Below are 23,402 nucleotides of genomic sequence, written 5' to 3' on the forward strand. Positions count from 1 at the left end.
GACCTGACACCTTGGTTAACCTTCAGGCTTTATAAGATCGGCGGGAGTGGCTATGGCGATGGACTTGACCAGCGTATTGCTGGGGCTTGCAGGGGCGGGATTGCCACTGCTGGCGCTGGCCTGGCAACTGCAACGCCGGGCGAGTAACGGCCAGGCCGAGGTCGCCTTGCTCGAAGAGCGGCTGGCCATGGCGCAACTGGCGCAGGACGGACTCAACGCGCAGCTCGACGCCAGTCGCGATGAAGTCGCCGATCTCGGCCAGGCCAACGCCGCCAAGCAAGCTGATCTGGCAGCGCTGCGCCGGGAAGTCGAGCTGCTGCAGATCGAGCGTGATGACGCCCGCGATGCCTCCCACGCCTGGAACCTCGAGCGCGCGAACAAGGAAGCTGAGCTGCGCCGCCTCGACGCACAAGCCGCTTCGCTGAACGCCGAACTGCGCGAGCAACAGGAAAGCCACCAGCAACGCCTCAACGACCTGCAAGGCTCGCGCGATGAACTGCGTGCGCAGTTTGCCGAACTGGCCGGGAAGATCTTCGATGAGCGCGAGCAGCGCTTTGCCGAGACCAGTCAGCAGCGGCTCGGGCAGTTGCTTGATCCGCTCAAGGAGCGCATCCAGTCCTTCGAAAAACGGGTGGAAGAAAGTTATCAGGCCGAGGCCCGCGAGCGCTTCTCCCTGGCCAAGGAACTGGAACGCTTGCAGGCGCTCAATCTGCGCCTGAGCGACGAAGCCACCAACCTCACCCGCGCCCTCAAAGGCCAGAAAACCCAAGGCAACTGGGGCGAGCTGATTCTTGAGCGCGTGCTCGAACACGCCGGTCTGGAGAAGGGCCGCGAATACCAGACCCAGGTCAACCTCAAAGGCCCGGATGGCGAGCGCTTCCAGCCTGACGTGATCATTTACCTGCCCGGCGACAAGCAAGTCGTGGTGGACTCCAAGGTGAGTCTCACCGCCTATCAGCAGTACGTTGCAGCCGACGACGACAGCCTCGGGCAGATCGCGATCAAGCAGCATGTATTGTCGTTGCGCAATCACGTCAAAGGCCTGGCCGGCAAGGATTACAAACGTCTTGAAGGCCTGCACAGCCTCGATTTCGTTTTGCTGTTCGTGCCGATCGAGGCCGCATTTTCGGCAGCCTTGCAGGCTGAGCCATCGCTGTTTCAGGAAGCCTTCGACCGCAACATCGTCATCGTCAGCCCGACCACCTTGTTGGCGACGTTGCGGGTGATTGACAGTCTGTGGAAGCAGGAGCGCCAGAGCCAGAACGCCCGGGAAATCGCCGAGCGCGCCGGGTGGCTGTACGACAAGTTCGTGCTGTTCATTCAGGATCTGGATGAGGTCGGCAATCGCCTGCAGCAGTTGGACAAAGCCTACAGCTCAGCGCGCAACAAGCTGACAGAAGGACGCGGTAATCTGGTCAGTCGCAGTGAGCAGCTGAAATTGCTCGGCGCCCGGGCGAGCAAGAGCTTGCCGGCGGATTTGCTGGAGCGGGCGATGACCGATGTCGATGGTCTCGTCGAACTCCCTGAATAAAGATCAAAAGATCGCAGCCTCCGGCAGCTCCCACAGGATGTACGCCATACCAATGCAGGAGCCGGAGGCTGCGATTTTTTGCTTCTACAGCGGTAAATACCGACTCAACAACGCCCGCAACGCCGCCGGCTTCACCGGTTTGGCCAGATAATCCAGCCCCGCCGCATGCACCTGGGCGACCATCTCCGGTCGCCCGTCAGCGCTGATCACCACCCCCGGCACCGGCTCACCCAGGCTCGTGCGCAACCACGCCATCAGCTCAGTGCCGGTATCGCCGTGGTCAAGGTGATAGTCGACCAACGCCAGTTGCGGTCGCACGCCGTCATTTAACAGTGCTGCACATTCTTCGCGATTGCGCGCTGTCCACACCTGACATCCCCAGCGACTGAGCAGGCTGTTCATGCCGATCAGAATGCTGTCTTCATTGTCGATGCACAGCACCCGCGCGCCGCTTGGCAACCTGCCATTCATTTCGGCTGCAGCGCTTGCCGGTTGGGCCTGCGAGTGAGTGAGCGGCACGCTGACGCTGAACACACTGCCGCGACCCGGCCACGAGCGCACCCGCAAGGTGTGACCGAGCACCCGGCACAAACCATCGGCAATTGCCAAACCCAGGCCGAGGCCTTTTTCAGCGCGGGTCTGATGACTGTCGAGGCGTTTGAACTCTTCGAAAATCACTTGCTGTTTATCTTCCGGAATCCCCGGCCCGCGATCCCACACCTCCAGACACAATTCGCCGCCGCGCCGCCGCACGCCCAGCAGCACCGGGCCTTTGGCGTAGCGGAAAGCGTTAGTCAGGAAGTTCTGCAAAATGCGCCGCAGCAATTTGATGTCGCTGTCGATGCGCAGATGGCTGCCGCGCACCCGGAACTTCAAACCCTGTTCCTGCGCCAGTGCCTTGAATTCCGCGCCGAGCGTGTCAAACAGTTCATTGACCGCAAACGCCTTGCGATCGGGGTTGATCTTGCCGTTTTCCAAGCGAGAAATATCCAGCAGATCGCTGATCAGGTCCTCGGCCGAACGCAGTGAGCTGTCGAGGTGCTGCACCAGTTTCTGCGCCTCGCTGCTCAAGCCATCGTCCTGATGGGAGAGGGCGGCGGAGAACAGCCGAGCGGCGTTCAGTGGTTGCATCAAGTCATGGCTGACCGCCGCGAGAAAGCGGGTTTTCGACTGATTGGCGGCTTCGGCGGTGCCCTTCGCCTCGGTCAGCGCGACGTTGAGTTGCGACAGTTCCTGAGTGCGTTCGCTGACCCGTTGTTCCAGCCCTTCATTGGCTTCGGTGAGTGCCTGCTCGGCTTCGCGGAACGCGGTGATGTCGGTGAAACTCATGACGAAACCGCCCCCCGGCATCGGGTTGCCGATCAGCTCGATCACCCGGCCGTTGGGGAACAGCCGTTCAGAGGTGTGCGCGCGGCCCTGACGCATCCAGTGCAAGCGGCGGGCAACGTGGACTTCCGCTTCGCCGGGGCCGCACAGGCCGCGCTCGGCGTTGTAGCGAATGATGTCGGCAATCGGCCGGCCGACGCTGATCAGACCATCCGGGTAATTGAACAACTCCAGATAGCGCCGGTTCCAGGCCACCAGTTTCAGTGACTGGTCGACCACGCTGATGCCTTGGGTGATGTTCTCGATCGCACCCTGCAGCAAGGCACGGTTGAACTGCAGCACCTCGGAGGCTTCGTCGGCGATGCGCACGACGTCCTCCAGCTGCATTTCCCGACCTTCGATGGCGGCTTTTACCACTGCGCGCGTCGACGAAGCGCCGAGTACACCGGCCAGCAACCGCTCGGTATGGGCGATCCACTCGCCGTCGGCATTCTGGTTGGGGTTGAAGCCTTTGCCCTGGCGATAGGCGAAGCGAATGAAGCTCTGGCGCGCACGTTCCTCACCGACAAAACGCGCGGCCAATTGCAGCAAGTCGTCGATTTGCACCGCCAGCATCGAGCGTGCGCTCGGCCGCGCACTGATCTCCTGACCGATGAAGCGTCCGGCCTGCCAGTGTTCCGATACGCGGGTACGCGACAGCACCGAAACCCAGGCGAACAGGGTGAAGTTGCCGGCCAGCGACAGCACTACGCCTTGGGTCAGCGGGCTAATCGGCAGGTTCAGCGGATTGCTGTGCAACCACGCCAGCCCTGGAAAACTGCTTAACGACCAGCCGAGGCTGTGCGCGGCGATCGGCAGGATCAAGGTGTAGAACCACAGGAAAGTACCGGCGGCCAAACCGGCGAAAACGCCGCGCCGGTTGGCCTGTTTCCAGTACAGCGCACCGAGCATGGCGGGCGCCAGTTGAGTCACGGCGGCGAACGCGATCTGGCCGATGGTCGCCAGGCTTGCGGTCGAGCCGAGCAAGCGATAGCTGACGTAGGCCAGCAACAGAATCACGACGATGCTGACGCGGCGTACCGAGAGCATCCATTGGCGGAACACTTCGAACGGGCGCTCGGCGTTATTGCGCCGCAGCAGCCATGGCAACAGCATGTCGTTGGAGACCATGGTCGACAACGCCACACTGGCGACAATCACCATGCCGGTCGCCGCCGACGCGCCACCGATAAACGCCAGCATCGCCAGCGCCGGATGGGCCTGCGCCAGTGGCAGGCTGATCACGAAGGAGTCGGGCAGCACATCGCGTGGCAACAGCATCTGACCAGCGAGCGCGATCGGCACGACAAACAGCGCGGCCAAGGCCAGATAGGCCGGAAACACCCATTTGGCCAAGCGCAGATCTTGCGGGTCGATGTTCTCCACCACGGTGACGTGGAACTGCCGGGGCAGGCAGATGATCGCCATCATCGCCACGCCGGTCTGCACCACCATCGACGGCCAGTTAATGGTTTCTTTCCAGTATTCCTCAAGCCGCGGGGCGAGCATCGCCTGGTTGAACAGATCATCGAAACCGTCATACAGGCCATAAGTGACGAAGGCGCCGACGGCGAGAAAGGCGAACAGTTTGACCAGCGATTCGAAAGCAATCGCCAGCACCATGCCACGGTGGTGTTCGGTGGCATCGAGGTTGCGCGTGCCGAAGACGATGGTGAACAGCGCCAGCACCAGCGACACGATCAGCGCGGTGTCCTGGGCGCGGGTGCCCATGGCGTCGGCGCCGGCGCCGATCAGCAGGTTCACGCCGAGGACGATGCCTTTGAGTTGCAGGGCGATGTAGGGGAGGACGCCGACCAGACAGATCAGCGCGACGACCACCGCCAGCGATTGCGATTTGCCGTAGCGCGCGGCGATAAAGTCAGCGATGGAGGTGATGTTCTCCTGTTTGCTGATCATCACCATTTTCTGCAGGACCCACGGCGCGCCGACCAGCAGCAGGATCGGCCCGAGGTAAATCGGCAGGAATGACCACAATTGCTCGGCGGCTTGACCGACAGCGCCGAAGAACGTCCAGCTGGTGCAATAAACCGCCAGCGACAGGCTGTACACCCAGGCACGCACGCGCGGCGGCAACGGCGCGCTGCGGCGGTCGCCGTAGAAGGCGATGGCGAACATGATGGCCATATAGGCCAGGGCGACGGCGGCGATCAGCCCGGTGGACAGCGACATGCAACACTCCCGACAAAAGACTCCCCGGCACTCCTGCCCGGGCGGACAGTCTCGCATGCGCGGGGCGGTTAGTCAGTGTCGACCAAGGTCGTGGCGTGGTGGGGTGTCGCAGGCGGGGAACCCCTCGGTTTCTGGGGTGATCGGGTGGGCCCCTTCGCGAGCAGGCTCGCTCCCATATTTGCGATGCATTCCACTGTGGGAGCGAGCCTGCTCGCGAAGGCGTCAGTCCTGACGCAGCGCAATATCGATCAGCCGATGCAGTTCATCCACCTCCAGCGCCGCCGCCGAAAACAGAATCCGGAACACCACCGGCGCAACCACCAGGTTGATCAACCGATCAACACTCGGCGCCATTTCATCCGGATGCCGCTCAACGATCGTCTGCAACTGCGCACCAATGATCGTCACGCAATACCCCGGCGTAGCGCTGGCCTGCACGTCGCGCATCATGTTGCGCCCAGGCTCCGAACTCATCTCGTCGAGATATTGCTCAGCCCACGCACGAATATCACTGCGCAAGCTGCCGGTTTGCGCCGGTTCGCTGTCCGGACGCATGCGGGCGAGGGCGACGTCGGCCAACAATGCCGACAGGTCACCCCAGCGCCGGTAAATCGTCGACGGTGTAACGCCTGCCCGCGCGGCGATCTGCGGGACGGTCACGCTCGAGCGCTCCTGTTCTTGCAGGAGCGCACGGACTGCCGAATGAATTGCATCTTGCACCCGGGCACTGCGGCCGCCGGGGCGTAAACCTTCTTTAATAGCCATGCGGCAGACCTTAACACAAAGAATTTGCTTTAAGCGCAAGGCAGTAGCACACTCCGCAAAAGCAAAAAATTAGCTTTTGCGGAGTGTGCCCATGACTAGCCTTGCTTCCAATCGATCCAGCCTGTGGTTTCTGGCGATTACTTTACTGAGTTTTCTCGCAGCATCCACGGCGCCAACGCCGCTGTATCAGCTGTATCAGGATCAGCTGCACTTCTCGGCAACCATGCTGACGCTGATCTTCGGCGTTTATGCGCTCAGTCTGTTGGCGGCGCTATTAACTGTCGGCTCGCTTTCCGATCACCTGGGACGCAAACCGGTGATCTTCGCCGCCGTGCTGCTCAACGCGTTGGCGATGCTGCTGTTTATCTACGCCGACAGCGTGGCGTGGCTGATCAGCGCGCGTGTTCTGCAAGGATTTGCCACCGGCATGGCCACCGCTGTTTTAAGCGCGACCCTGCTCGACACGGATCGTCAGCAGGGGCCATTGATCAACAGTGTCGCGCCGTTGCTCGGCATGGCCTTGGGCGGCATGGGTTGCGGTTTGTTGGCGGAGTTTGCGCCGGCGCCGTTGCAACTGACCTATTGGCTGCTGCTCGCACTGTTTGTATTGCAAGGTATTTATGTCTGGCGCTTATCGGAAAGCGTCACTCCGCAAGCCGGGGCGTGGGCCTCGTTGCGGCCGACACTGCACGTGCCGACTCAAGCGCGAGCCACTTTGTGGCGCGTGTTGCCGCTGAACACGGCAACCTGGGCGCTCGGCGGTTTTTATGCATCGCTGGCACCGTCATTGGTGCGCACCGCCACTGGCTCGGACTCGAATCTGATCGGCGGCGCCACCGTTGCGGCCCTGACCGTGACTGGTGCACTGATGATTTTCACGATGCGCAATCGTCCTGCCGTCCGGGCCTTGCAGTTGGGCGCGAGCCTGCTGCCGATCGGTCTGGTATTGATTCTGCTGGGCGTGCACAGCGCCAGCCTGTCGCTGTTTTTCCTCGGCACGCTGGTGGCCGGTTGCGGCTTTGGCTCGGGATTCCTCGGCGCCGTGCGCAGCCTGGTGCCGCTGGCCTTGCCCCATGAGCGGGCAGGATTGATGGCGGCCTATTACGTGCTCAGTTATCTGGCGTTCTGCCTGCCGGCGTTGCTCGCCGGGCACTTGTCGCGTAGCTACGGTTTGCTGGCAACCACCGATGGTTACGGGGTGGTGTTGATCGTGTTGGCCATTGGCGCGCTGTTACTCAGCCTGCGCCCAGCCGCAGCCAAAGTGTGCCGCGCTCCATAACCCCCTCGATTTCGGTTAGCCTTGCCCAGCCTTCTTCTCACGGATCGACTCATGAAGATTATTCGCAGCAAGACCTTCACCGCCGAGCGCGCCTGGGGCGCGCTGGACATTGCCAACATGAACGGCATCACCACGCGCCTGCACTGGACGGATCAGCCGTACAAATGGCACATCAACGACGGCGAGGAAGTGTTTGTGGTGCTGGATGGTCAAGTGCTGATGCGCTATCGCGAAAACGGCGAAGAAAAGCATGTGCAGCTCGACGTTGGCGACATCTTTTACGCCTCGGTCGGCACCGAGCACGTCGCCCATCCGGAGGGCGCAGCGCGGATTCTGGTGATCGAGAGCGAAGGCAGCGTTTGACTGCTTATAGGCAAAACAGATAACAGATAGAGAAATTACCCGTTATATAGATATTCGATTCGGTTCTACCATGGACTCAACCTCACCAGAGGAGAGGACTCCATGATGACTTGCCCCAACAGCGCCAAACCCGGCATCAAACCGTTCCGCCAGCTTCAGCACCCGCGTGAAGTGATCCGCCAGTTCACCCCGAACTGGTTCGCAGCGACCATGGGCACGGGTGTGCTGGCGTTGGCGTTGGCGCAACTGCCATTGGCCATTCCAGGCCTGCACGCCATTGCTGAAGGTTTGTGGTTGTTCAACATTCTGTTATTCAGCCTGTTTACCGTTGCCTACGCCGCGCGCTGGATTCTGTTCTTTGATGAAGCGCGGCGGATTTTCGGCCACTCCACGGTATCGATGTTCTTCGGCACGATTCCCATGGGCCTGGCGACCATCATCAACGGCTTTCTGCTGTTTGGCCTGCCGCGCTGGGGTGACGGCGTGATTCACCTCGCCGAAGTGCTTTGGTGGATCGATGTGGCCATGTCGCTGGCCTGCGGCGTGTTGATCCCTTACATGATGTTTACCCGTCAGGAACACAGCATTGATCAGATGACCGCCGTCTGGCTGCTACCAGTCGTGGCGGCAGAGGTGGCGGCGGCCAGCGGTGGTTTACTCGCACCGCATCTCACCGATGCCCATTCACAACTGGTGGTACTGACGACAAGCTACGTGCTCTGGGCCTTTTCGCTACCGGTAGCGTTCAGCATTCTGACCATCCTGCTGCTGCGCATGGCCCTGCACAAACTGCCCCACGAAAATATGGCGGCGTCGAGCTGGCTGGCCCTCGGCCCGATCGGCACCGGTGCGCTGGGCATGTTGCTGTTGGGCGGTGATGCGCCGGCGATATTCGCGGCGAACGGTCTGCCCGGTATCGGTGAAATTGCCTCGGGTGTTGGGCTTATTGCCGGCATTACCCTGTGGGGCTTCGGGCTGTGGTGGATGCTGATGGCGCTGCTGATCACCGTGCGTTACTTGCGTGACGGCATCCCGTTCAACCTCGGCTGGTGGGGCTTCACCTTCCCGTTGGGCGTGTATTCGCTGGCAACCCTGAAACTGGCGAGCAGCCTGAACCTGACGTTTTTCAGTGTCGTCGGCACGCTGTTGGTGATGTTGCTGGCGCTGATGTGGCTGATCGTCGGCAAACGTACCGTGCAAGGCGCCTGGCGGGGCGAGCTGTTTGTCTCGCCGTGCATCGCAGGTTTGAAGAAATAACCGGAAAAGTTTAGGTAAGGTGTGGCCTGGATCGCTGTTCGAGAATCCAATAAGCAGTACCCAGGCCTCTCTACCTTAAACATCAGGGAAACACGGAAGATGAGTCACCCCTCACAGTTCAACCTGCTGCGCACCCGGCGCTTCTTGCCGTTCTTCATCACGCAGTCGCTCGGCGCGTTCAACGACAACGTGTTCAAACAGTCGCTGATCCTCGCCATTCTCTATCGGCTGACCATCGAGGGTGACCGTTCGATCTGGGTCAACCTGTGTGCTTTGCTGTTTATCCTGCCGTTTTTCCTGTTCTCGGCACTGGCCGGGCAGTTCGGGGAAAAATTCGCCAAGGACGCGCTGATCCGTCTGATCAAGCTCGCGGAAATCGCGATCATGGCCGTAGGATCGATCGGTTTTCTCTTCGATCACTTGTCGTTGATGCTGGTGGCGCTGTTCGCCATGGGGACCCATTCGGCGCTGTTCGGGCCGGTGAAGTATTCGATCCTGCCGCAGGCCTTGCGCGAGGATGAGCTGGTGGGCGGCAACGGCTTGGTGGAAATGGGCACGTTTCTGGCGATTCTCGCCGGGACGATTGGTGCCGGGGTCATCATGTCCTCTTCGCACTATGCACCGTTGGTGTCCTGCGCCATCGTCGGGATCGCCGTGCTGGGTTATCTGGCCAGCCGCAGCATTCCGCGCGCGGCGGCATCCTCCCCGGAAATGCGCCTGAACTGGAACATTTTCAGTCAATCCTGGGCCACGCTGAAACTCGGTCTGGGCCAGACGCCAGCGGTGTCGCGCTCGATTGTCGGCAATTCGTGGTTCTGGTTTGTCGGGGCGATTTACCTGACGCAGATTCCCGCCTACGCCAAGGAATGGATGCACGGCGATGAGACCGTGGTCACCCTGATTCTTACCGTGTTCTCGGTCGGGATTGCGCTGGGTTCGATGCTTTGCGAGAAGCTGTCCGGGCGCAAGGTGGAGATCGGTCTGGTGCCGTTCGGTTCGTTCGGTCTGACCGTATTCGGTTTGCTGCTGTGGTGGCATTCCGGCGGGATTCCCGACAGCGTCAGCGGCCACAGCTGGATTGAAGTGCTGGGCTTCGTGCACACCTGGGCGGTGTTGGTCGACATCCTCGGTCTCGGCATTTTCGGTGGTTTCTACATCGTGCCGCTGTATGCCTTGATCCAGTCGCGCACCGCCGAGAACGAGCGCGCGCGGGTGATTGCCGCCAACAACATTCTCAACGCACTGTTTATGGTGGTCTCGGCCATCGTCTCGATTGTGCTGCTGAGCGTGGTCAAACTGTCGATCCCGCAACTGTTCCTAGTGGTGTCGCTGCTGAACATCGGGGTCAACGCCTACATCTTCAAAATCGTCCCCGAGTTCAGCATGCGCTTCATGATCTGGCTGCTCAGCCATTCCATGTACCGCGTCGAACACCGCAACCTTGAAGCCATTCCGGATGAAGGCGCGGCACTGCTGGTGTGCAACCACGTGTCGTTTGTCGATGCCTTGCTGATTGGTGGCGCAGTGCGTCGGCCGATTCGCTTTGTCATGTACTACAAGATCTACAACCTGCCGGTGCTGAACTTTATCTTCCGCACGGCGGGGGCGATTCCGATTGCCGGACGGAATGAAGACATCCAGATTTACGAAAAGGCCTTCACGCGAATTGCTCACTATTTGAAGGACGGTGAGCTGGTGTGCATCTTCCCGGAAGGCAAGCTGACGGCGGATGGCGAGATGAATGAGTTCCGGGGCGGTTTGACGCGGATTCTTGAAGAGACGCCGGTGCCGGTGATTCCGCTGGCGTTGCAAGGGCTGTGGGGGAGTTTCTTCAGCCGCGATCCGAACAAAGGGTTTTTTCACCGATTGTGGTCGCGGGTGACGCTGGTGGCAGGAGCGCCGGTGGGCGTTGATGCTGCTGAGCCGGCGACGTTGCAGGTGTTGGTCGGGGAGTTGCGCGGGGCAGTCAGATAGCCGGCGATTTTAAGGTCCTCTTCGCGAGCAGGCTCGCTCCCACAGTTGATCGTATTCCTCTGACGGAACGCGATCGAATGTGGGAGCGAGCCTGCTCGCGAAAGCGGTAGTGGCTTAAGCGCTGACCTTAAGCCCAATCAACCCGGTAATGATCAACGCCACACTGGCCAGCCGAATCAACGCCATCGACTCGCCAAACAGGATGATTCCGGCAATCACCGTGCCCACCGCACCGACGCCGGTCCAGATCGCATAGGCGGTGCCCAACGGCAATTCCTTCATCGCAAGACCGAGCAGGCCAAGGCTGATGGCCATGGCCGCAACGGTCAGAACGGTGGGGAGCGGGCGGGTGAAACCGTCGGTGTATTTCAGGCCGACGGCCCAGCCGACTTCAAACAGGCCGGCGAAAAACAGAATGATCCAGGACATGAAAGACCTCCATCGATAGACGGGGTCGTCCCCAGATTAATAACTCGATCGAGCCGCAGGGTCGTCCCCGCGTTGCGCAATAGTGTGACGAGCATTAACCCGGGGATCAAGTTTGCGCCTCAGTCTGCCGCTTGTTGCGCCAGCGACTCGCGATCTTCCTTTTCACTCATGCGCCGGAAGTACGTCGACAGCAGTGCCCCGGAAATATTGTGCCAAACGCTGAACAGTGCGCTCGGCACCGCCGCCAATGGCGAAAAATGCGCACTGGCCAATGCCGCGCCCAATCCGGAGTTCTGCATGCCGACTTCCAGCGCCAATGATTTACGCTGGGCCAACGGCAACTTGAACAAACGCCCAGTGAAATAGCCCAGCAGATAACCGAAGCTGTTGTGCAGCATCACCACGGCCATGATCAACAGGCCGGATTCGGCGATTTTCGCCTGACTGGCGGCCACCACGGCGGTGACAATGATCACGATGCTGACCACCGATACCAGCGGCAACACGTCCACGGCATGACGAACCTTGTCACCGAGCATGCGTTGGGCAACCACACCAAGAATGATCGGCAGCAGCACCACTTGCAGGATCGACCAGAACAGCTCCATGAACGACACCGGCAACCACGCCGAAGCCAGCAGCCAGATCAGTGCCGGGGTCAGCAGCGGGGCGAGGAGGGTGGTAACGGCAGCAATGGCCACCGACAATGCCAGATCACCTCGGGCCATCCAGGTCATGACGTTGGACGAGGTGCCGCTCGGGCAGCAACCGACCAGAATCACCCCGACGGCGATTTCCGGCGGCAGGTGAAACACTTGGCAGAGTAACCACGCCACACCGGGCATGATCACGAAATGTGCAACCACGCCCAGCGCTACGCGCCATGGATAGCGGGCGACAGCAGCGAAGTCGTCGAGTTTGAGGGTCAGGCCCATGCCGAACATCACCAGCCCGAGCAGCGGCACGATCGCGCTTTTCAGGCCGAGGAACCACGCCGGTTGCAGGAACGCAATCACCGCGAAAAGCAGAACCCAGTAAGCGAAGGTATTGCCGACAAAGCGGCTGAGTGCAGCCAGTGCGCGCATGGCCTGTTCCTTATTATTAAATGAACACCACAAAACAAATGTAGGAGTGAGCCTGCTCGCGATAGCGGTCTTTCAATCAACACATTAGTTGAATGTCAGTCCCTCATCGCGAGCAGGCTCACTCCTACAGTTTTGACATCACAAGGCTTTAGATGCCTTGAGGAGTCTCTTCCCCACCCAACGCTTCAACCAGCGCTGGCAGGAAATCACCGAAGGTCAGCATCATCAGCGTGAAGCTGGCATCCAGCTGACCCAGTGCCTCGTCGCCACCGTCCTGCTCCGCCTGATCCTGCAACAGATCTTCGAACTTCAGACGTTTGACCGTCATCTTGTCGTCGAGCATGAACGACAGTTTGTCCTGCCAGGCCAACGACAATTGAGTGACGACTTTGCCAGTGCTCAGGTGCAGCTGGATTTCTTCGCTGGTCAGATCCTGACGCTTGCAACGCACGATACCGCCATCTTCGTGGGTGTCGCGCAGTTCGCACTCGTCCAGTACATAGAAGTCATCAGCGGCTTTTTGCGTGGTGACCCAGTCAGTCATGACCGCAGTCGGTGCCATTTTCACGGTCAACGGACGGACGGGCAGGGTGCCGATCACTTCACGCAGGGTCGACAGCAGGTCTTCGGCACGTTTCGGGCTGGCCGAGTTGACCAGGATCAGGCCCTGTTTCGGCGCGATAGCGGCAAAGGTCGACGAGCGACGGATGAAGGCGCGCGGCAGGAACGCCTGGATGATTTCATCCTTGATCTGATCGCGTTCCTTCTTATAGACCTTGCGCATCTGTTCGGCTTCGATCTCTTCGACCTTTTCCTTGACCGCGTCACGCACGACACTGCCCGGCAGAATGCGTTCTTCTTTACGCGCGGAAATCAGCAGGAAGTCACCGCTGACGTGCACCAGTGGAGCATCTTCGCCTTTGCCGAACGGCGCGACGAAACCGTAGGTGGTCAACTCCTGGCTTGCACATGGACGCGCCAGTTTGGTGGCCAGTGCAGTTTCCAGCGCCTCGGCATCGACAGGCAGGTCTTGGGTCAGGCGATAGATAAGCAGGTTTTTGAACCACATGGGGTGAGTCTCTCCTTTATACAAAGGGGGGCATTATTGTCTTCGCCGTCCCATAGGCCAACCCTTCTCTAAGCCTTTGGAAGGCCTGAGAAAATTATTTAAAAAAGTGCTTGCCAGAGGTTGGGTCGCTCCGTAGAATGCGCGCCACACCGAAGCGAAGGGTGATTAGCTCAGCTGGGAGAGCGTCTGCCTTACAAGCAGAATGTCGGCGGTTCGATCCCGTCATCACCCACCATTCGTTTCAAGTGTTTAGCGCAGCGGTAGTTCAGTCGGTTAGAATACCGGCCTGTCACGCCGGGGGTCGCGGGTTCGAGTCCCGTCCGCTGCGCCATATTCGGTAACCTGGACCACTGAACGCCAGGTCACCACGGAAAAACCCGCCAAGGCGGGTTTTTTTCTGCTCCAAGGTTGTACCCGCGGGATGTGTCGTTTTACTGGTTTTCGGATTTATTTGAAAAAAACTTCAATTAAATCAACACTTTACGAAAACTTGTGGCATAATGCGTCCCGTAACGAAGCGAAGGGTGATTAGCTCAGCTGGGAGAGCGTCTGCCTTACAAGCAGAATGTCGGCGGTTCGATCCCGTCATCACCCACCATTCGTTTCAAGCGTTTCGCGCAGCGGTAGTTCAGTCGGTTAGAATACCGGCCTGTCACGCCGGGGGTCGCGGGTTCGAGTCCCGTCCGCTGCGCCATATTCGGAATCTGGAACACTGAACGCCAGATTCCACAGAAAGCCCGCCTAGTGCGGGCTTTTTGCTGTCCGGGATTTATTGATCCCATGTCCTCAAAGGTGCTTTGACACCGTTCTACTGCGCGGCATTCTGGCTGTGCCGATAGTCGCTCACCGCCTCATACACCGCTTTACGCAAGCGGTTGATCCCGCCAATCGGCCGATGCGCCTCAAGCCCGAACCACGGATTGAACGAAAGATTGTCACACGCCAGATTCAGCGCCGGTGTATCGAAGTCCTGCGGTGGCAGAGTGATCCGCGCCACGGTTTCAAACGGCGAATCCTGCTCGCGCCATTCGATGCTGGTGTCTTCGATCGGCATGTACTTGTTGGCATCCTGACGCTGGATCTGCAGGACGAAACACGCCGGTATCCGGTCCGTCGACAGTTGCTGGTTTAAGGCGCTGCGCAAGAAGTTCGGTAAATCATGATTCTGTTTTGGCAGTGTGTAGTCCGGGCAGTTGTCCGGGGCGGGCGCCACCCGAAACTTTGCATTGGCTTCACCAAATTTGTACGGCGATACCGAAAAATAAGTGGTCGCGGTCGGACTGTCCGGCGGCGGTGACAGGGTTGCGAGTGCAATAAACAAATGGCGGACCTGCCATGTGCGCGGGTCCCATCCCGGAAAAAATGCCATGACCTTTTTGCCGTCAGCCTGCGCCGACACGTTCTGACGATACTCGGCGACGTCACTGACAAAAAAGTTCGGGTGGCTGAACATCACAAAATCCTGCTCGCGCTGCTCCTGGCGGTCACGCAGCAAGGATTTTCCCGGCACATCGAGCAGTTTGATCGCCATCCCCCGGGCGTCGCGCAGACTGTCGAACTGTGGATAGGCATTGCCATTGGACAGGCGAATCATCGCTTGCCAGGTTTTTCCGGGCTCACTGAACACGCCTTGTCGCAGCGACTGCGCCAGTTGGGGCAACACCTGCACCTGAGCTTTTACACAACCATGAGCCTTGGCATGGGCGTCGCGCAGATATCGTGTGCTTTCTCGGTGTTGATCGACGATGCGTACGGCGGTCTGGATCACGTCCTGGGTCATCGCCGCTTCGCCGCTGGGAATCTGCTCCTGCGCCGACACCGGGCCACGGTGTTGCCAGGCAAACCAGACCGTAGCGATGGCCCAGCCGAACAGGCCGATGACGAGCGCTATCAACAGAACCTTGCCCAGTACACGACCCAGCCACAACCAGATTCTGGCCAGCAGCGACTGTTCTTTCTTGAAGGTTGAGATCATGGCAGTTGCGCCTCCAGTGGGCCGCCGAGGACTTTCAGGTACTCAAGAAGTGCCCAGCGTTCTTCGGGCTGCAATAGCCGGCCAATAACGCCGTTGCCACGTTCGCCGGCACGGAATTCATGGCCGCTGTTGTGGTTGCCGGTGATGCGCGTGTCGAACAGGAAGCCATTGGTAAACGCTTCGGTGCGATACCCCAAATGTCGCGGATCGTATTCGAAGGTGCCTTTGAAAAAGGTCGTGACGCGTTCATCCTGCGGCGACAACAACTCATAAATACTCGGCACTGAACCGTTGTGCAGAAACGGCGCGGTGGCCCAGACACCCGCCAGCGGGCGCGCCTTGTAGGCGAGTTTTTCGCGCACGCCGATGGGCAGGCCGAAGCCGTCCAGGCGTGGTTTTTCCTGCGGCGTGACGTTGGCTTCGCGATAGGCGCGGTCTTCGACGAAGGCGGTGACGTAAGCCAAGCCCTTGGCCACCGACATTTGGCTCAGGTCCAGTGGCGCCTTGGGTGTCGGATGCAGTTTGACGTCCATTTTTTCCAGCTCTTTCAGATCCCACTGCAGGGCTGTCAGGTCGAAACGGTGGTTGGCGATATTGTCGGCAGCGGTCGGGTCGGTGCCGATGACAGCGACCGGCAGCATGTGCAAATGCTGCACCCAGCGCTCACCTTCCTGAGTCTGGCGCGGTACGTGACAACCGGCGCAGTTCTCGACAAACAGCGTGCAGCCCTTGGTTGCCAAGGGTTTGTCGATGGCGCCAAACAGATCCTCTGGCCAGGCTGGTGGCTTGAGCCTTTGCAGGGTTTCTTCGATTTTGTGCAGATCACGCACACGCACGCTGGAGGCATAGCGTGCTTCGCCTTGCAGTGGCTGGCCGTTGTCATCGAAAAAATTCAGGGTGGCGCCGACGCCCAACGCTTCACCGATATTGCGCGCCATCGGCTGCTGCGCCGAGCCGTTCCACTGCACCCAGTCGAATGACCACATATCCCAGAGCTGTGGATAATCCACCGGGGCATTGGCCACGCGGTAGTTGGCGGGGGAAATCGCATCGCCAAACGTCGCGTTGGCAATGCGTCCGAAGGCATCGGCGCGGCCGGGGCCTTCTTCGGTCGGGTAGAGGCCGCGATGGGTATCGTTCCAGGCGACTTTGAGGAATGTATTCAGTGAGGTTTTGAAGTCTTTGCGCAATTGCTCGTGACGCGCGTCGTATTCGTCGCCCAGCACGGTTCTGGCGAAACGTTCGAATTTCCATGGGTTGTAGTAAGTCGCGGTCAGACTTGCCACCAATGCCTGTCCGAAACTGCCGCCGCGCAAAGTAGGCACACTGGACGGCAGCACATGTTGCGCGGTACCTCCGTCAATTCGCACGGCCTGACCTTGGAAGCGCAATTCGCCGGTGTGGCAAGCGGCGCAAGTGATGTCCAGATATTGTTCGGTGCTGCCGGGATTCTGATGTCGGGCAAAACCGACGGGGAGGTTGCCGGGGTTGGTCGTCGTGGCTTTCTGCTGTGGGTCGATCAGAAAACCGAAACGCGCCAGGTAATCAGGCGAGGCGAAACGTTGCGCCGAGAAGGGCAGTTCCAGCGCCTGGAACCACTCATAGCGCAGGCCTTTGACCTGCGTACCCTGGGGCGTGAAATAGTAGGTTTGCCGGTCTTCGTCACTCCACTGATTGAGGTAATGCACCTGCTCGGCGGGGGTGTAGAAGGGCAGTTTCGGATTGGCGACGTAATACAGGACCACGGCGAGAACCAGTCCCAGCAGCACGACGATCAGGGTCAGCACACGGAATAAGAGGCGCAAGATAAACATCCTTGTCGATTTGTTCCGCTGTTATGCCTGAGCCTGGCCCTGTGCGGCAAGTGGCCATTACGCCAGATGATGCAAGAAGAAACGACGCCGATTGCCGGGACGAGATGACAGAAGCTTCATCGTCGCTTCGCGCCAATGCGTTTTAATCCCTGAACTTATCGGAAGATTCCTGCTCTCATGCCGGTAGCCATTGGTCGTGGCGGCCTGATAAGCTCGCGGCTTTACTCGATTGCCCTTTCGGCGCATGAACAAGGAAATAGCATGAAACAGCATCGGTTGGCGGCGGCGGTTGCCCTGGTTAGCCTGGTCCTCGCGGGTTGTGATTCGCAGACCAGCGTAGAGCTGAAAACCCCGGCGCAAAAAGCTTCCTACGGTATCGGCCTGAACATGGGCAAGAGCCTGGCTCAGGAAGGCATGGATGATCTGGACTCCAAAGCGGTAGCCCAGGGCATCGAAGATGCCGTCGGCAAGAAAGAACAGAAGCTGAAAGATGAAGAACTGGTCGAAGCCTTCGCCGCGCTGCAGAAGCGTGCTGAAGAGCGTATGGCCAAGATGAGCGAAGAGTCGGCAGCCGCCGGCAAGAAATTCCTCGAAGAAAATGGCAAGAAAGCTGGTGTGACAACCACCGCTTCCGGCCTGCAGTATGAAGTCGTCAAGAAAGCTGATGGCCCACAGCCTAAGCCGACTGACGTAGTGACCGTTCACTACACCGGCAAGCTGACCAACGGCACCGTATTCGACAGCTCCGTCGAGCGCGGCAGCCCGATCGATCTGCCGGTGAGCGGCGTGATCCCGGGTTGGGTTGAAGGTCTGCAACTGATGCACGTTGGCGAGAAGTACAAACTGTACATCCCTAGCGATCTGGCTTACGGCGCACAGTCGCCAAGCCCGGCAATCCCGGCCAACTCGGTTCTGGTCTTCGACCTGGAACTGCTGGCCATCAAGGATCCAGCCAAAGAAGCCGCTGCTGCCAAGTAATCGGTAACGGGTCTGTCAACAACGCCTCGCTTATGCGGGGCGTTGTTGCATCTGGACCCTGGCAAGGGTAAACAGAGCGAACCGATGGCGGTCGGGAGAGTCATAGCCAATGAGACTGCCATCGCTAGCCGCCCTGAGCAGCCAAGTCAATGAAATATTGGGGTTTTTTATGTGAGTAAAAAACGCCCGATCTGAGCGCAGCCCTTATGAAACGGGGCTTTCAGCGCTGAAATGCAGCTCTGTTCACAAGGTTATCCACAATTTGTGTGGATAACATTTCAACGGGAGGAATAGATGAAAGCTCCGTGGAATTTCGCTCGATTCCTGCCCTTGGCCGGCCGTCTGCTGGCGCGTGGCCGTTTACCGACCTTACTGTTTGCGGTTGCCAGCAAAGGCGCCGCGCAAGGCAATCGTCTCGGTAAACTCAAGGACGATTTACGCTTGCTTCAGGCATTGTGCCTGGCCTACTGGCGCGGCGAGTACCGCGCTATCAGTGGCAAAGCCCTGGTGTCGGTGGTGGCGGGTTTGATGTACTTCCTCAGCCCGGTGGACGCGATTCCGGATTTCATTCCCGTGTTTGGCATGCTCGACGACATCGCCGTCCTCGCCTGGCTGATGAAAACCCTCGACGATGAACTCAATGCGTTTCGCCTGTGGCGCAACCGTCAGCAACCGGAAAAACTGGCAGTCGTCGAACGCCTGCCGGATACCCCCGAGCAACTGCAACTGCAGGGGCCGAAAAAAACCTGATTCTCAGCACCCACCTACAGATAGATACCCCCCGCGACCTTAGCCGCTGTTAGGATTACACTTCTAGGGAAAAGTGCCGACTCGCTAAGTGTTGTTGTCCTACGGGGTAGTCATGGATATTCAGATAATTGCACGCGATGGCGAACCCGAATACGCGGTTCTGCCGTGGGCTCAGTATCAGGCTCTACTAAAAGCAGCAGGCATCAACGAAACACCGTCGCGTCCGGCAGCCACGCCGCTCGCGGCCTCACCAGACGCGATTCTTCCAGGTCTGGATCAACTACGCAGTTTGCGCGAAGGGAAGGGCATCGCCATTGAGGCGCTGGCCCGCACGGTAGGCATCAGCCCGTCTTATCTGGCCATGATCGAAAGTGGCGAGCGTCAGCCCGACGCCGCGATTCGCCGCAGCCTGGCCTGGGAATTGACGGTGCCAGGGTGGAGGGATGAATCGTGAGCGTACGCATCAGTCGTCAACATTGGGACGGATTGCTCGGGGAACTTGATCAGGCGCGTCGCCAGCGCCATCTGCTGACTTATCGGGCCTTGCTCGAGCGGTTGCAATTGCCGACGCCGGCCATGCAAACCCTGACGGCCGCGCTTGAACATCTGGCCGCGCTGGATGCCAAGGCCGAACAACCGTTGCGCAGTTCGCTGGTGATCAGCCAGGGCGCGAGTCGCCTGCCGCGCACGGGTTTCTTTGAATGCGTTGAACGTCTGGGGCGTTTTTCCGGGCCATCCGACGGCGTTGCCGCGGCTTCCTGGCATGCCTCGGAAGTGGTCAGGGTCTTCGAGTACGAGTACCCGGAATCGGCAGAGGCCTGAGTGTTTTTACGACTCAAGGCGCGGGCCAGTTACTGGCTGGCGCGCAGGCTGTTTCACTGGTCGTGGTTTGTCCGCCAACCGCGAGGCTGGCGCTGGCTTGAAGGGCAGTTTGCGCGCATGGCCAACCTTGGCGATGTTGGTGCACAAAGCTTCTACGGGCACATCCTGACCTTTCGTGGTGTCGGCCTGGGTGCACGTGAAGAAGGAGTGCGCCTGTTGCGGCTGGCCGCGCTCGCGGGTGATGGCAAAGCGGCTTATCAGGTCGGCGTGATCAGTTTGGCCGGAACGCCGAGCAAACCGCCGGATCCTGCCGAAGCCGCACGCTGGTGGGGCATGGCGGCCAAAGCCGGCCACCCGTTGGCGGAGCTCAAATTGAAAGAGCTGAGTACTCGCGACTCAACACTGTAAATCCATTTATGTCTGCCCGAACAAACGCGGCGTGAGGTTTTCCTCACGCCGCGTTTGCGTTTTTGCGCGGTTGTTTATCTGTGAGTTGTTTTTTACAGACAAGTCCTACAGTCATCGCCTACTTGCCTGACTTCTTTCCCGATTGATCCCCCGCACAGTTCCCGCGCCTAATTTTTTTGCGCGAGGGAACGCCCATGTTTGATCCGCTTATCCAGCCCACTTCGCCCACCCGCGTGCGTTGATGGACGCCGTCACCCGCATCGAGCAAGCACTCGACAGCTTTCCCGACACCCTCAGCGTTTACCGCGAACAGCTCAAGCATTGGGCCAGTCGCGCGGCGGACGAGGTCAGCCACGCGGCGGATCTGCCGTCACTGGTGGGCATGGAGCGGATCATTCGCTTCGGCTCCGATAGCACTGCCGTCAGCAGCACCGACAACGCGTTTTTCTCCGGTGTCGTCCAGTGCCCGAAGAGTGGCCCGATGCTGATCGAAAGCATATTCGAGTCGGTCTACCACATTCCGCTGGGCAATATCGTGGTCGATGTGATCGCCATGGACAGTGGCGAAACCACCCCCATCACCCTTGATGCGCAAGGCAAGGGCTCATTCAAAGGAATACCTGGCAAATTCTACCGGGTGCAGGTGCACAGCGCTGTCACTTCGGGTCAGGTCGAGGACCTGTTCAAAGCCTATGACGGCCTGACTGCTGAGCTGGATGGCTGGCTGCGCAGTGAATGGCAGGGTTTAAAGCCGCAATGGTCGCAGTCGGTGGCGACGGCGGCGGGCAACGGCATGCTGGCCGGGAGTTGGGCGGCGATCGAGGGCGTGTGGGACAGCATTGGCTTGCTCTCGGACATTCTCAAGGATCCCGGTCAGTTTGCTGAGCGCTTGGGCAGTGGTGCGGCGGATCTGATCGAGCTGGCGAAAACCGCGCCCGAGGTCATGGAGAAGCTGCAACTGCTGGTCAGTGACGAGGCGGCGCTGTGTCTATTGCTGCGCACTGCCAGCCTTTGGCTGGAGATGCTGCCACCCAGTGAAATCGCCGGCAAAACTGCTGAAGCGGCGTCGATGATGATGGTGCAGTTGCTCATCGATGTGCTGATCAGCGTCGTCTTGACGTTCGTCAGTGGTGGCGCAGGCATCGCTTATCTGACGCTGCGTCTGGCGGACCGCGCCGTGCAATTGCTCTCGGCGGTAAAGCGTTTGGTGAAGGCGATGTTTGGCATCGTCGAAGGGTTCATCAAATACGTCGATCAATACAAAACCGTTGCCGCCCGTGGCATCGCCGCCGGGGTGAAAAAAGGCCGGATGCAATTGCGCTGGAATGCGCAGCGCAACACCTTGTTGAAGAAAGACGAGCATCACGACGACTCGCCGGATCAGGCGAAAAACCCCAACGGCGACAGCGCCGATTGCGTACCGCGCACCTGCACCAACGGTTGTCCGGTGTCGATGGTTACTGGCGAAGAACTGCTGACCCTGAACGATGCGCTGCTCGATGGCGTGTTGCCGTTTGAGTTCACGCGCTTGTATCGCTCCAGCGCCGCCGAAATCGATGTTGGGTTGGGCTTTGGCTGGAGTCATTCGCTGGCGCATCGGCTGGCGTTTGAAGGCGAATTTGTGGTCTGGGTCGACCACGAAAACCGCCGCACCCGTTTTCCGTTGCCGAGCGTTGAACGACCGGCAATTCACAACAGCCTGTCGCGGGCGGCGATTTTCCTTGGCGATGAACCGGAGGAACTGATCCTGGCGCTGGCCGGCGACACGGCGCGCTTTTATCACTTTCGTGCAGGACGGCTGACGGCGATCAGCGATGCCTATGGCAATCGTCTGACGGTGCAACGCGATCGCTCTGACCGGGTGCAGCGCCTGGACAATGGCGCCGGGCGCTCACTGCTGTTGCGCTATGAGCAGGCGCAGTTGCTGGGTGTTGATTATCAGGTGTTTCGCGAGGGTGCCTGGAGTACCGAACAGGCGCTGGTCAGTTACCGCTACGACGCGTACCGGCATCTGATCGAAGCGAGCAACGCCGTCGGTGAAAGCGAGCGTTACGACTACGACGACGCTCACGTGATCCTGCAGCGGCAACTGGCCGGCGGCGCGAGCTTCTTCTGGGAGTGGGAGCGGTCGGGCAAAGCCGCTCGCTGTGTCAGGCACTGGGCATCGTTCTCGCAGATGGACACGCGCTACGTCTGGAACGATGACGGCAGTGTCGCGGTGCATTACGTCGATGGCACCGAAGAGACCTACGTCCACGACGAGCGTGCGCGGCTGGTGCGTCAAGTCTCGGCGGATGGTGGCGAGCAGCTCAAGGCCTATGACGCCTCGGGGCGGCTGATCGCCGAGCAGGATGCGTTAGGCGCCGTCACCGAATACCGCTACGACGAGGTCGGACGGCTGATCGCGCTGATTCCGCCGGACGAGGCGCCCACGTCCTACGAGTATCGCAACGGTTTCCGGCACAAACGCTCTCGCGGAGAGGCGGTGTGGATCTACCGGCGCAATGCCGAGGGCGATGTCACCGAAGCGGTCGACCCCGACGGTCAGGTCACCCATTACTACTACGACACCCGGGGGCAATTGCTGTCGATCCGTTATCCGGACAGCAGCCGGCATCGTTTGGTCTGGAACAGCCTTGGCCAGTTGACCGAGGAAACCCTGCCCGATGGTGGCGTGCGGCGCTTTTCCTACGATGCACTGGGGCGGCGGACCACAACTGCGGACGAACACGGTGCGGTCACCCGGCAACATTGGGATGCCGTTGGCCGACTGATTCAGACGACATTTCCTGGCGGCAGCACCCGCGCCTACAGCTACGGCGCCTACGGTCAGGTCACCGCCGAGCGCGATGAACAGGGGCACATCACCCGTTATGAGTATGACGACGATCTGCACCTGGTTTCGCGGCGGATCAACCCCGACGGCACGCGGGTGCAATACCGCTATGACCATGCGCAACTGCTGCTCACCGAGATTGAAAACGAATCCGGGGAAAAGTACCGACTGGACTACACGCCGACCGGGCTGATTCGTCAGGAAAGCGGTTTTGACGGCCGCCGCACCGCGTACGCCTATGACCTCAACGGCCATCTGCTGGAAAAGACCGAGTTCGGCGATGACGGCTCACAGTTACTCACCGCGTATAAACGCGATGCTGCCGGGCGCCTGCTGGTCAAAACCCTGCCCGACGGCATCAAGATCACTTACCAATACGACCGACTCGGCCGACTCATGGGGGTCGACGACGGCCAGCAACATCCTTTGGCCTTCGAGTACGACCGTCAGGACCGGCTGATCACCGAGCATCAGGGCTGGGGCACCCTGCGTTACCGCTACGACGCCTGCGG

Annotated in this window: 18 protein-coding genes and 4 tRNA genes; 15 read left to right on the forward strand and 7 right to left on the reverse strand. The window is 59.8% G+C overall.

Features of this window, described 5'->3' with window-relative positions:
- Window positions 1-166: 166 nt before the first annotated feature.
- On the forward strand, window positions 167-1,531 hold the full coding sequence (gene rmuC, locus BMY54_RS26050; RefSeq protein WP_163013634.1) for a DNA recombination protein RmuC: 1,365 nt from the start codon (window positions 167-169) through the stop codon (window positions 1,529-1,531).
- An 84-nt stretch (window positions 1,532-1,615) separates the two neighbouring features.
- On the opposite strand, the gene BMY54_RS26055 is transcribed toward rmuC, so the two are convergent.
- Complete coding sequence (locus BMY54_RS26055) at window positions 1,616-5,086, reverse strand: hybrid sensor histidine kinase/response regulator (RefSeq protein WP_093440087.1); 3,471 nt, start codon at window positions 5,084-5,086, stop codon at window positions 1,616-1,618.
- A 222-nt stretch (window positions 5,087-5,308) separates the two neighbouring features.
- On the reverse strand, window positions 5,309-5,851 hold the full coding sequence (locus BMY54_RS26060; protein WP_093440092.1) for a TetR/AcrR family transcriptional regulator: 543 nt from the start codon (window positions 5,849-5,851) through the stop codon (window positions 5,309-5,311).
- A gap of 91 nt (window positions 5,852-5,942) precedes the next feature.
- Between BMY54_RS26060 and BMY54_RS26065 the strand changes: the two genes are divergently transcribed.
- The 4 genes from BMY54_RS26065 to BMY54_RS26080 all read left to right on the forward strand — a co-directional run bounded on the left by BMY54_RS26065 (window position 5,943) and on the right by BMY54_RS26080 (window position 10,724).
- Window positions 5,943-7,130: an MFS transporter gene (locus tag BMY54_RS26065; protein ID WP_093440097.1), complete on the forward strand. Its 1,188-nt coding sequence runs from the start codon at window positions 5,943-5,945 to the stop codon at window positions 7,128-7,130.
- Between the two features lie 51 nt (window positions 7,131-7,181).
- Entirely contained in the window at window positions 7,182-7,493 is a 312-nt protein-coding gene (locus BMY54_RS26070) for a cupin domain-containing protein (protein WP_093440102.1), read from the forward strand.
- A gap of 105 nt (window positions 7,494-7,598) precedes the next feature.
- Window positions 7,599-8,750 carry a TDT family transporter gene (locus BMY54_RS26075; RefSeq protein ID WP_093440169.1) on the forward strand — a complete coding sequence of 384 codons (1,152 nt, stop codon included), beginning with the start codon at window positions 7,599-7,601 and terminating at the stop codon, window positions 8,748-8,750.
- A gap of 99 nt (window positions 8,751-8,849) precedes the next feature.
- A complete protein-coding gene (locus BMY54_RS26080) occupies window positions 8,850-10,724 on the forward strand; it encodes an MFS transporter (RefSeq protein ID WP_093440107.1) in 1,875 nt (624 codons plus the stop codon).
- A gap of 114 nt (window positions 10,725-10,838) precedes the next feature.
- Here BMY54_RS26080 and sugE read toward each other — a convergent pair whose 3' ends face one another.
- The 3 genes from sugE to rdgC form a co-directional block, all read right to left on the reverse strand.
- Window positions 10,839-11,153, reverse strand: a complete 315-nt coding sequence (gene sugE, locus BMY54_RS26085) for a quaternary ammonium compound efflux SMR transporter SugE (RefSeq protein ID WP_003223093.1) — start codon at window positions 11,151-11,153, stop codon at window positions 10,839-10,841.
- Between the two features lie 119 nt (window positions 11,154-11,272).
- Complete coding sequence (locus BMY54_RS26090; protein WP_093440111.1) at window positions 11,273-12,238, reverse strand: bile acid:sodium symporter family protein; 966 nt, start codon at window positions 12,236-12,238, stop codon at window positions 11,273-11,275.
- A gap of 148 nt (window positions 12,239-12,386) precedes the next feature.
- Complete coding sequence (gene rdgC / locus BMY54_RS26095) at window positions 12,387-13,307, reverse strand: recombination-associated protein RdgC (RefSeq protein WP_064390914.1); 921 nt, start codon at window positions 13,305-13,307, stop codon at window positions 12,387-12,389.
- A 159-nt stretch (window positions 13,308-13,466) separates the two neighbouring features.
- Here rdgC and BMY54_RS26100 point away from each other — a divergent pair.
- From BMY54_RS26100 to BMY54_RS26115, 4 genes are all read left to right on the forward strand, one after another.
- Window positions 13,467-13,542 (forward strand) — tRNA-Val (locus BMY54_RS26100).
- 19 nt (window positions 13,543-13,561) lie between these two features.
- Window positions 13,562-13,638 (forward strand) — tRNA-Asp (locus tag BMY54_RS26105).
- Window positions 13,639-13,829: 191 nt separating this feature from the next.
- Window positions 13,830-13,905: transfer RNA gene (locus BMY54_RS26110), tRNA-Val, on the forward strand.
- Window positions 13,906-13,924: 19 nt separating this feature from the next.
- Window positions 13,925-14,001: transfer RNA gene (locus tag BMY54_RS26115), tRNA-Asp, on the forward strand.
- Between the two features lie 114 nt (window positions 14,002-14,115).
- Here the strand turns inward: BMY54_RS26115 and BMY54_RS26120 are convergent.
- Both BMY54_RS26120 and BMY54_RS26125 read right to left on the reverse strand, forming a co-directional pair.
- On the reverse strand, window positions 14,116-15,282 hold the full coding sequence (locus BMY54_RS26120) for a catalase family protein (protein WP_093440115.1): 1,167 nt from the start codon (window positions 15,280-15,282) through the stop codon (window positions 14,116-14,118).
- Window positions 15,279-17,087, reverse strand: a complete 1,809-nt coding sequence (locus tag BMY54_RS26125; protein ID WP_093440120.1) for a di-heme-cytochrome C peroxidase — start codon at window positions 17,085-17,087, stop codon at window positions 15,279-15,281. The genes BMY54_RS26120 and BMY54_RS26125 overlap by 4 nt, the downstream gene beginning before the upstream one ends.
- 270 nt (window positions 17,088-17,357) lie before the next feature.
- On the opposite strand from BMY54_RS26125, the gene BMY54_RS26130 reads away from it, so the two are divergent.
- The 6 genes from BMY54_RS26130 to BMY54_RS26155 form a co-directional block, all read left to right on the forward strand.
- Window positions 17,358-18,074, forward strand: coding sequence for a BamJ family beta-barrel-assembly machinery protein (locus tag BMY54_RS26130; protein ID WP_007919751.1), 717 nt, complete (start codon window positions 17,358-17,360; stop codon window positions 18,072-18,074).
- A gap of 294 nt (window positions 18,075-18,368) precedes the next feature.
- Window positions 18,369-18,824, forward strand: coding sequence for a YkvA family protein (locus BMY54_RS26135; RefSeq protein ID WP_007919749.1), 456 nt, complete (start codon window positions 18,369-18,371; stop codon window positions 18,822-18,824).
- A 112-nt stretch (window positions 18,825-18,936) separates the two neighbouring features.
- On the forward strand, window positions 18,937-19,278 hold the full coding sequence (locus BMY54_RS26140; RefSeq protein WP_093440125.1) for a helix-turn-helix domain-containing protein: 342 nt from the start codon (window positions 18,937-18,939) through the stop codon (window positions 19,276-19,278).
- Window positions 19,275-19,646: a hypothetical protein gene (locus tag BMY54_RS26145; protein WP_003223109.1), complete on the forward strand. Its 372-nt coding sequence runs from the start codon at window positions 19,275-19,277 to the stop codon at window positions 19,644-19,646. The genes BMY54_RS26140 and BMY54_RS26145 overlap by 4 nt, the downstream gene beginning before the upstream one ends.
- Window positions 19,647-20,054, forward strand: coding sequence for an SEL1-like repeat protein (locus tag BMY54_RS26150; RefSeq protein ID WP_093440130.1), 408 nt, complete (start codon window positions 19,647-19,649; stop codon window positions 20,052-20,054).
- A gap of 241 nt (window positions 20,055-20,295) precedes the next feature.
- On the forward strand, window positions 20,296-23,402 hold a 3,107-nt coding region (locus BMY54_RS26155; RefSeq protein WP_093440135.1), incomplete at its 3' end, for a DUF6531 domain-containing protein.

Origin of the sequence: Pseudomonas sp. ok266, from assembly GCF_900110195.1 — a bacterium.
GTDB classification, from domain to species: domain Bacteria; phylum Pseudomonadota; class Gammaproteobacteria; order Pseudomonadales; family Pseudomonadaceae; genus Aquipseudomonas; species Aquipseudomonas neuropathica.

Coding starts and splice junctions, on each gene's coding strand:
- BMY54_RS26055 (WP_093440087.1), bottom strand. CDS start 5,086: ATGTCGCTGTCCACCGGGCTGATCGCCGCCGTCGCCCTGGCCTATATG.
- BMY54_RS26060 (WP_093440092.1), bottom strand. CDS start 5,851: ATGGCTATTAAAGAAGGTTTACGCCCCGGCGGCCGCAGTGCCCGGGTG.
- BMY54_RS26065 (WP_093440097.1), top strand. CDS start 5,943: ATGACTAGCCTTGCTTCCAATCGATCCAGCCTGTGGTTTCTGGCGATT.
- BMY54_RS26070 (WP_093440102.1), top strand. CDS start 7,182: ATGAAGATTATTCGCAGCAAGACCTTCACCGCCGAGCGCGCCTGGGGC.
- BMY54_RS26075 (WP_093440169.1), top strand. CDS start 7,599: ATGACTTGCCCCAACAGCGCCAAACCCGGCATCAAACCGTTCCGCCAG.
- BMY54_RS26080 (WP_093440107.1), top strand. CDS start 8,850: ATGAGTCACCCCTCACAGTTCAACCTGCTGCGCACCCGGCGCTTCTTG.
- sugE (WP_003223093.1), bottom strand. CDS start 11,153: ATGTCCTGGATCATTCTGTTTTTCGCCGGCCTGTTTGAAGTCGGCTGG.
- BMY54_RS26090 (WP_093440111.1), bottom strand. CDS start 12,238: ATGCGCGCACTGGCTGCACTCAGCCGCTTTGTCGGCAATACCTTCGCT.
- rdgC (WP_064390914.1), bottom strand. CDS start 13,307: ATGTGGTTCAAAAACCTGCTTATCTATCGCCTGACCCAAGACCTGCCT.
- BMY54_RS26120 (WP_093440115.1), bottom strand. CDS start 15,282: ATGATCTCAACCTTCAAGAAAGAACAGTCGCTGCTGGCCAGAATCTGG.
- BMY54_RS26130 (WP_007919751.1), top strand. CDS start 17,358: ATGAAACAGCATCGGTTGGCGGCGGCGGTTGCCCTGGTTAGCCTGGTC.
- BMY54_RS26135 (WP_007919749.1), top strand. CDS start 18,369: ATGAAAGCTCCGTGGAATTTCGCTCGATTCCTGCCCTTGGCCGGCCGT.
- BMY54_RS26140 (WP_093440125.1), top strand. CDS start 18,937: ATGGATATTCAGATAATTGCACGCGATGGCGAACCCGAATACGCGGTT.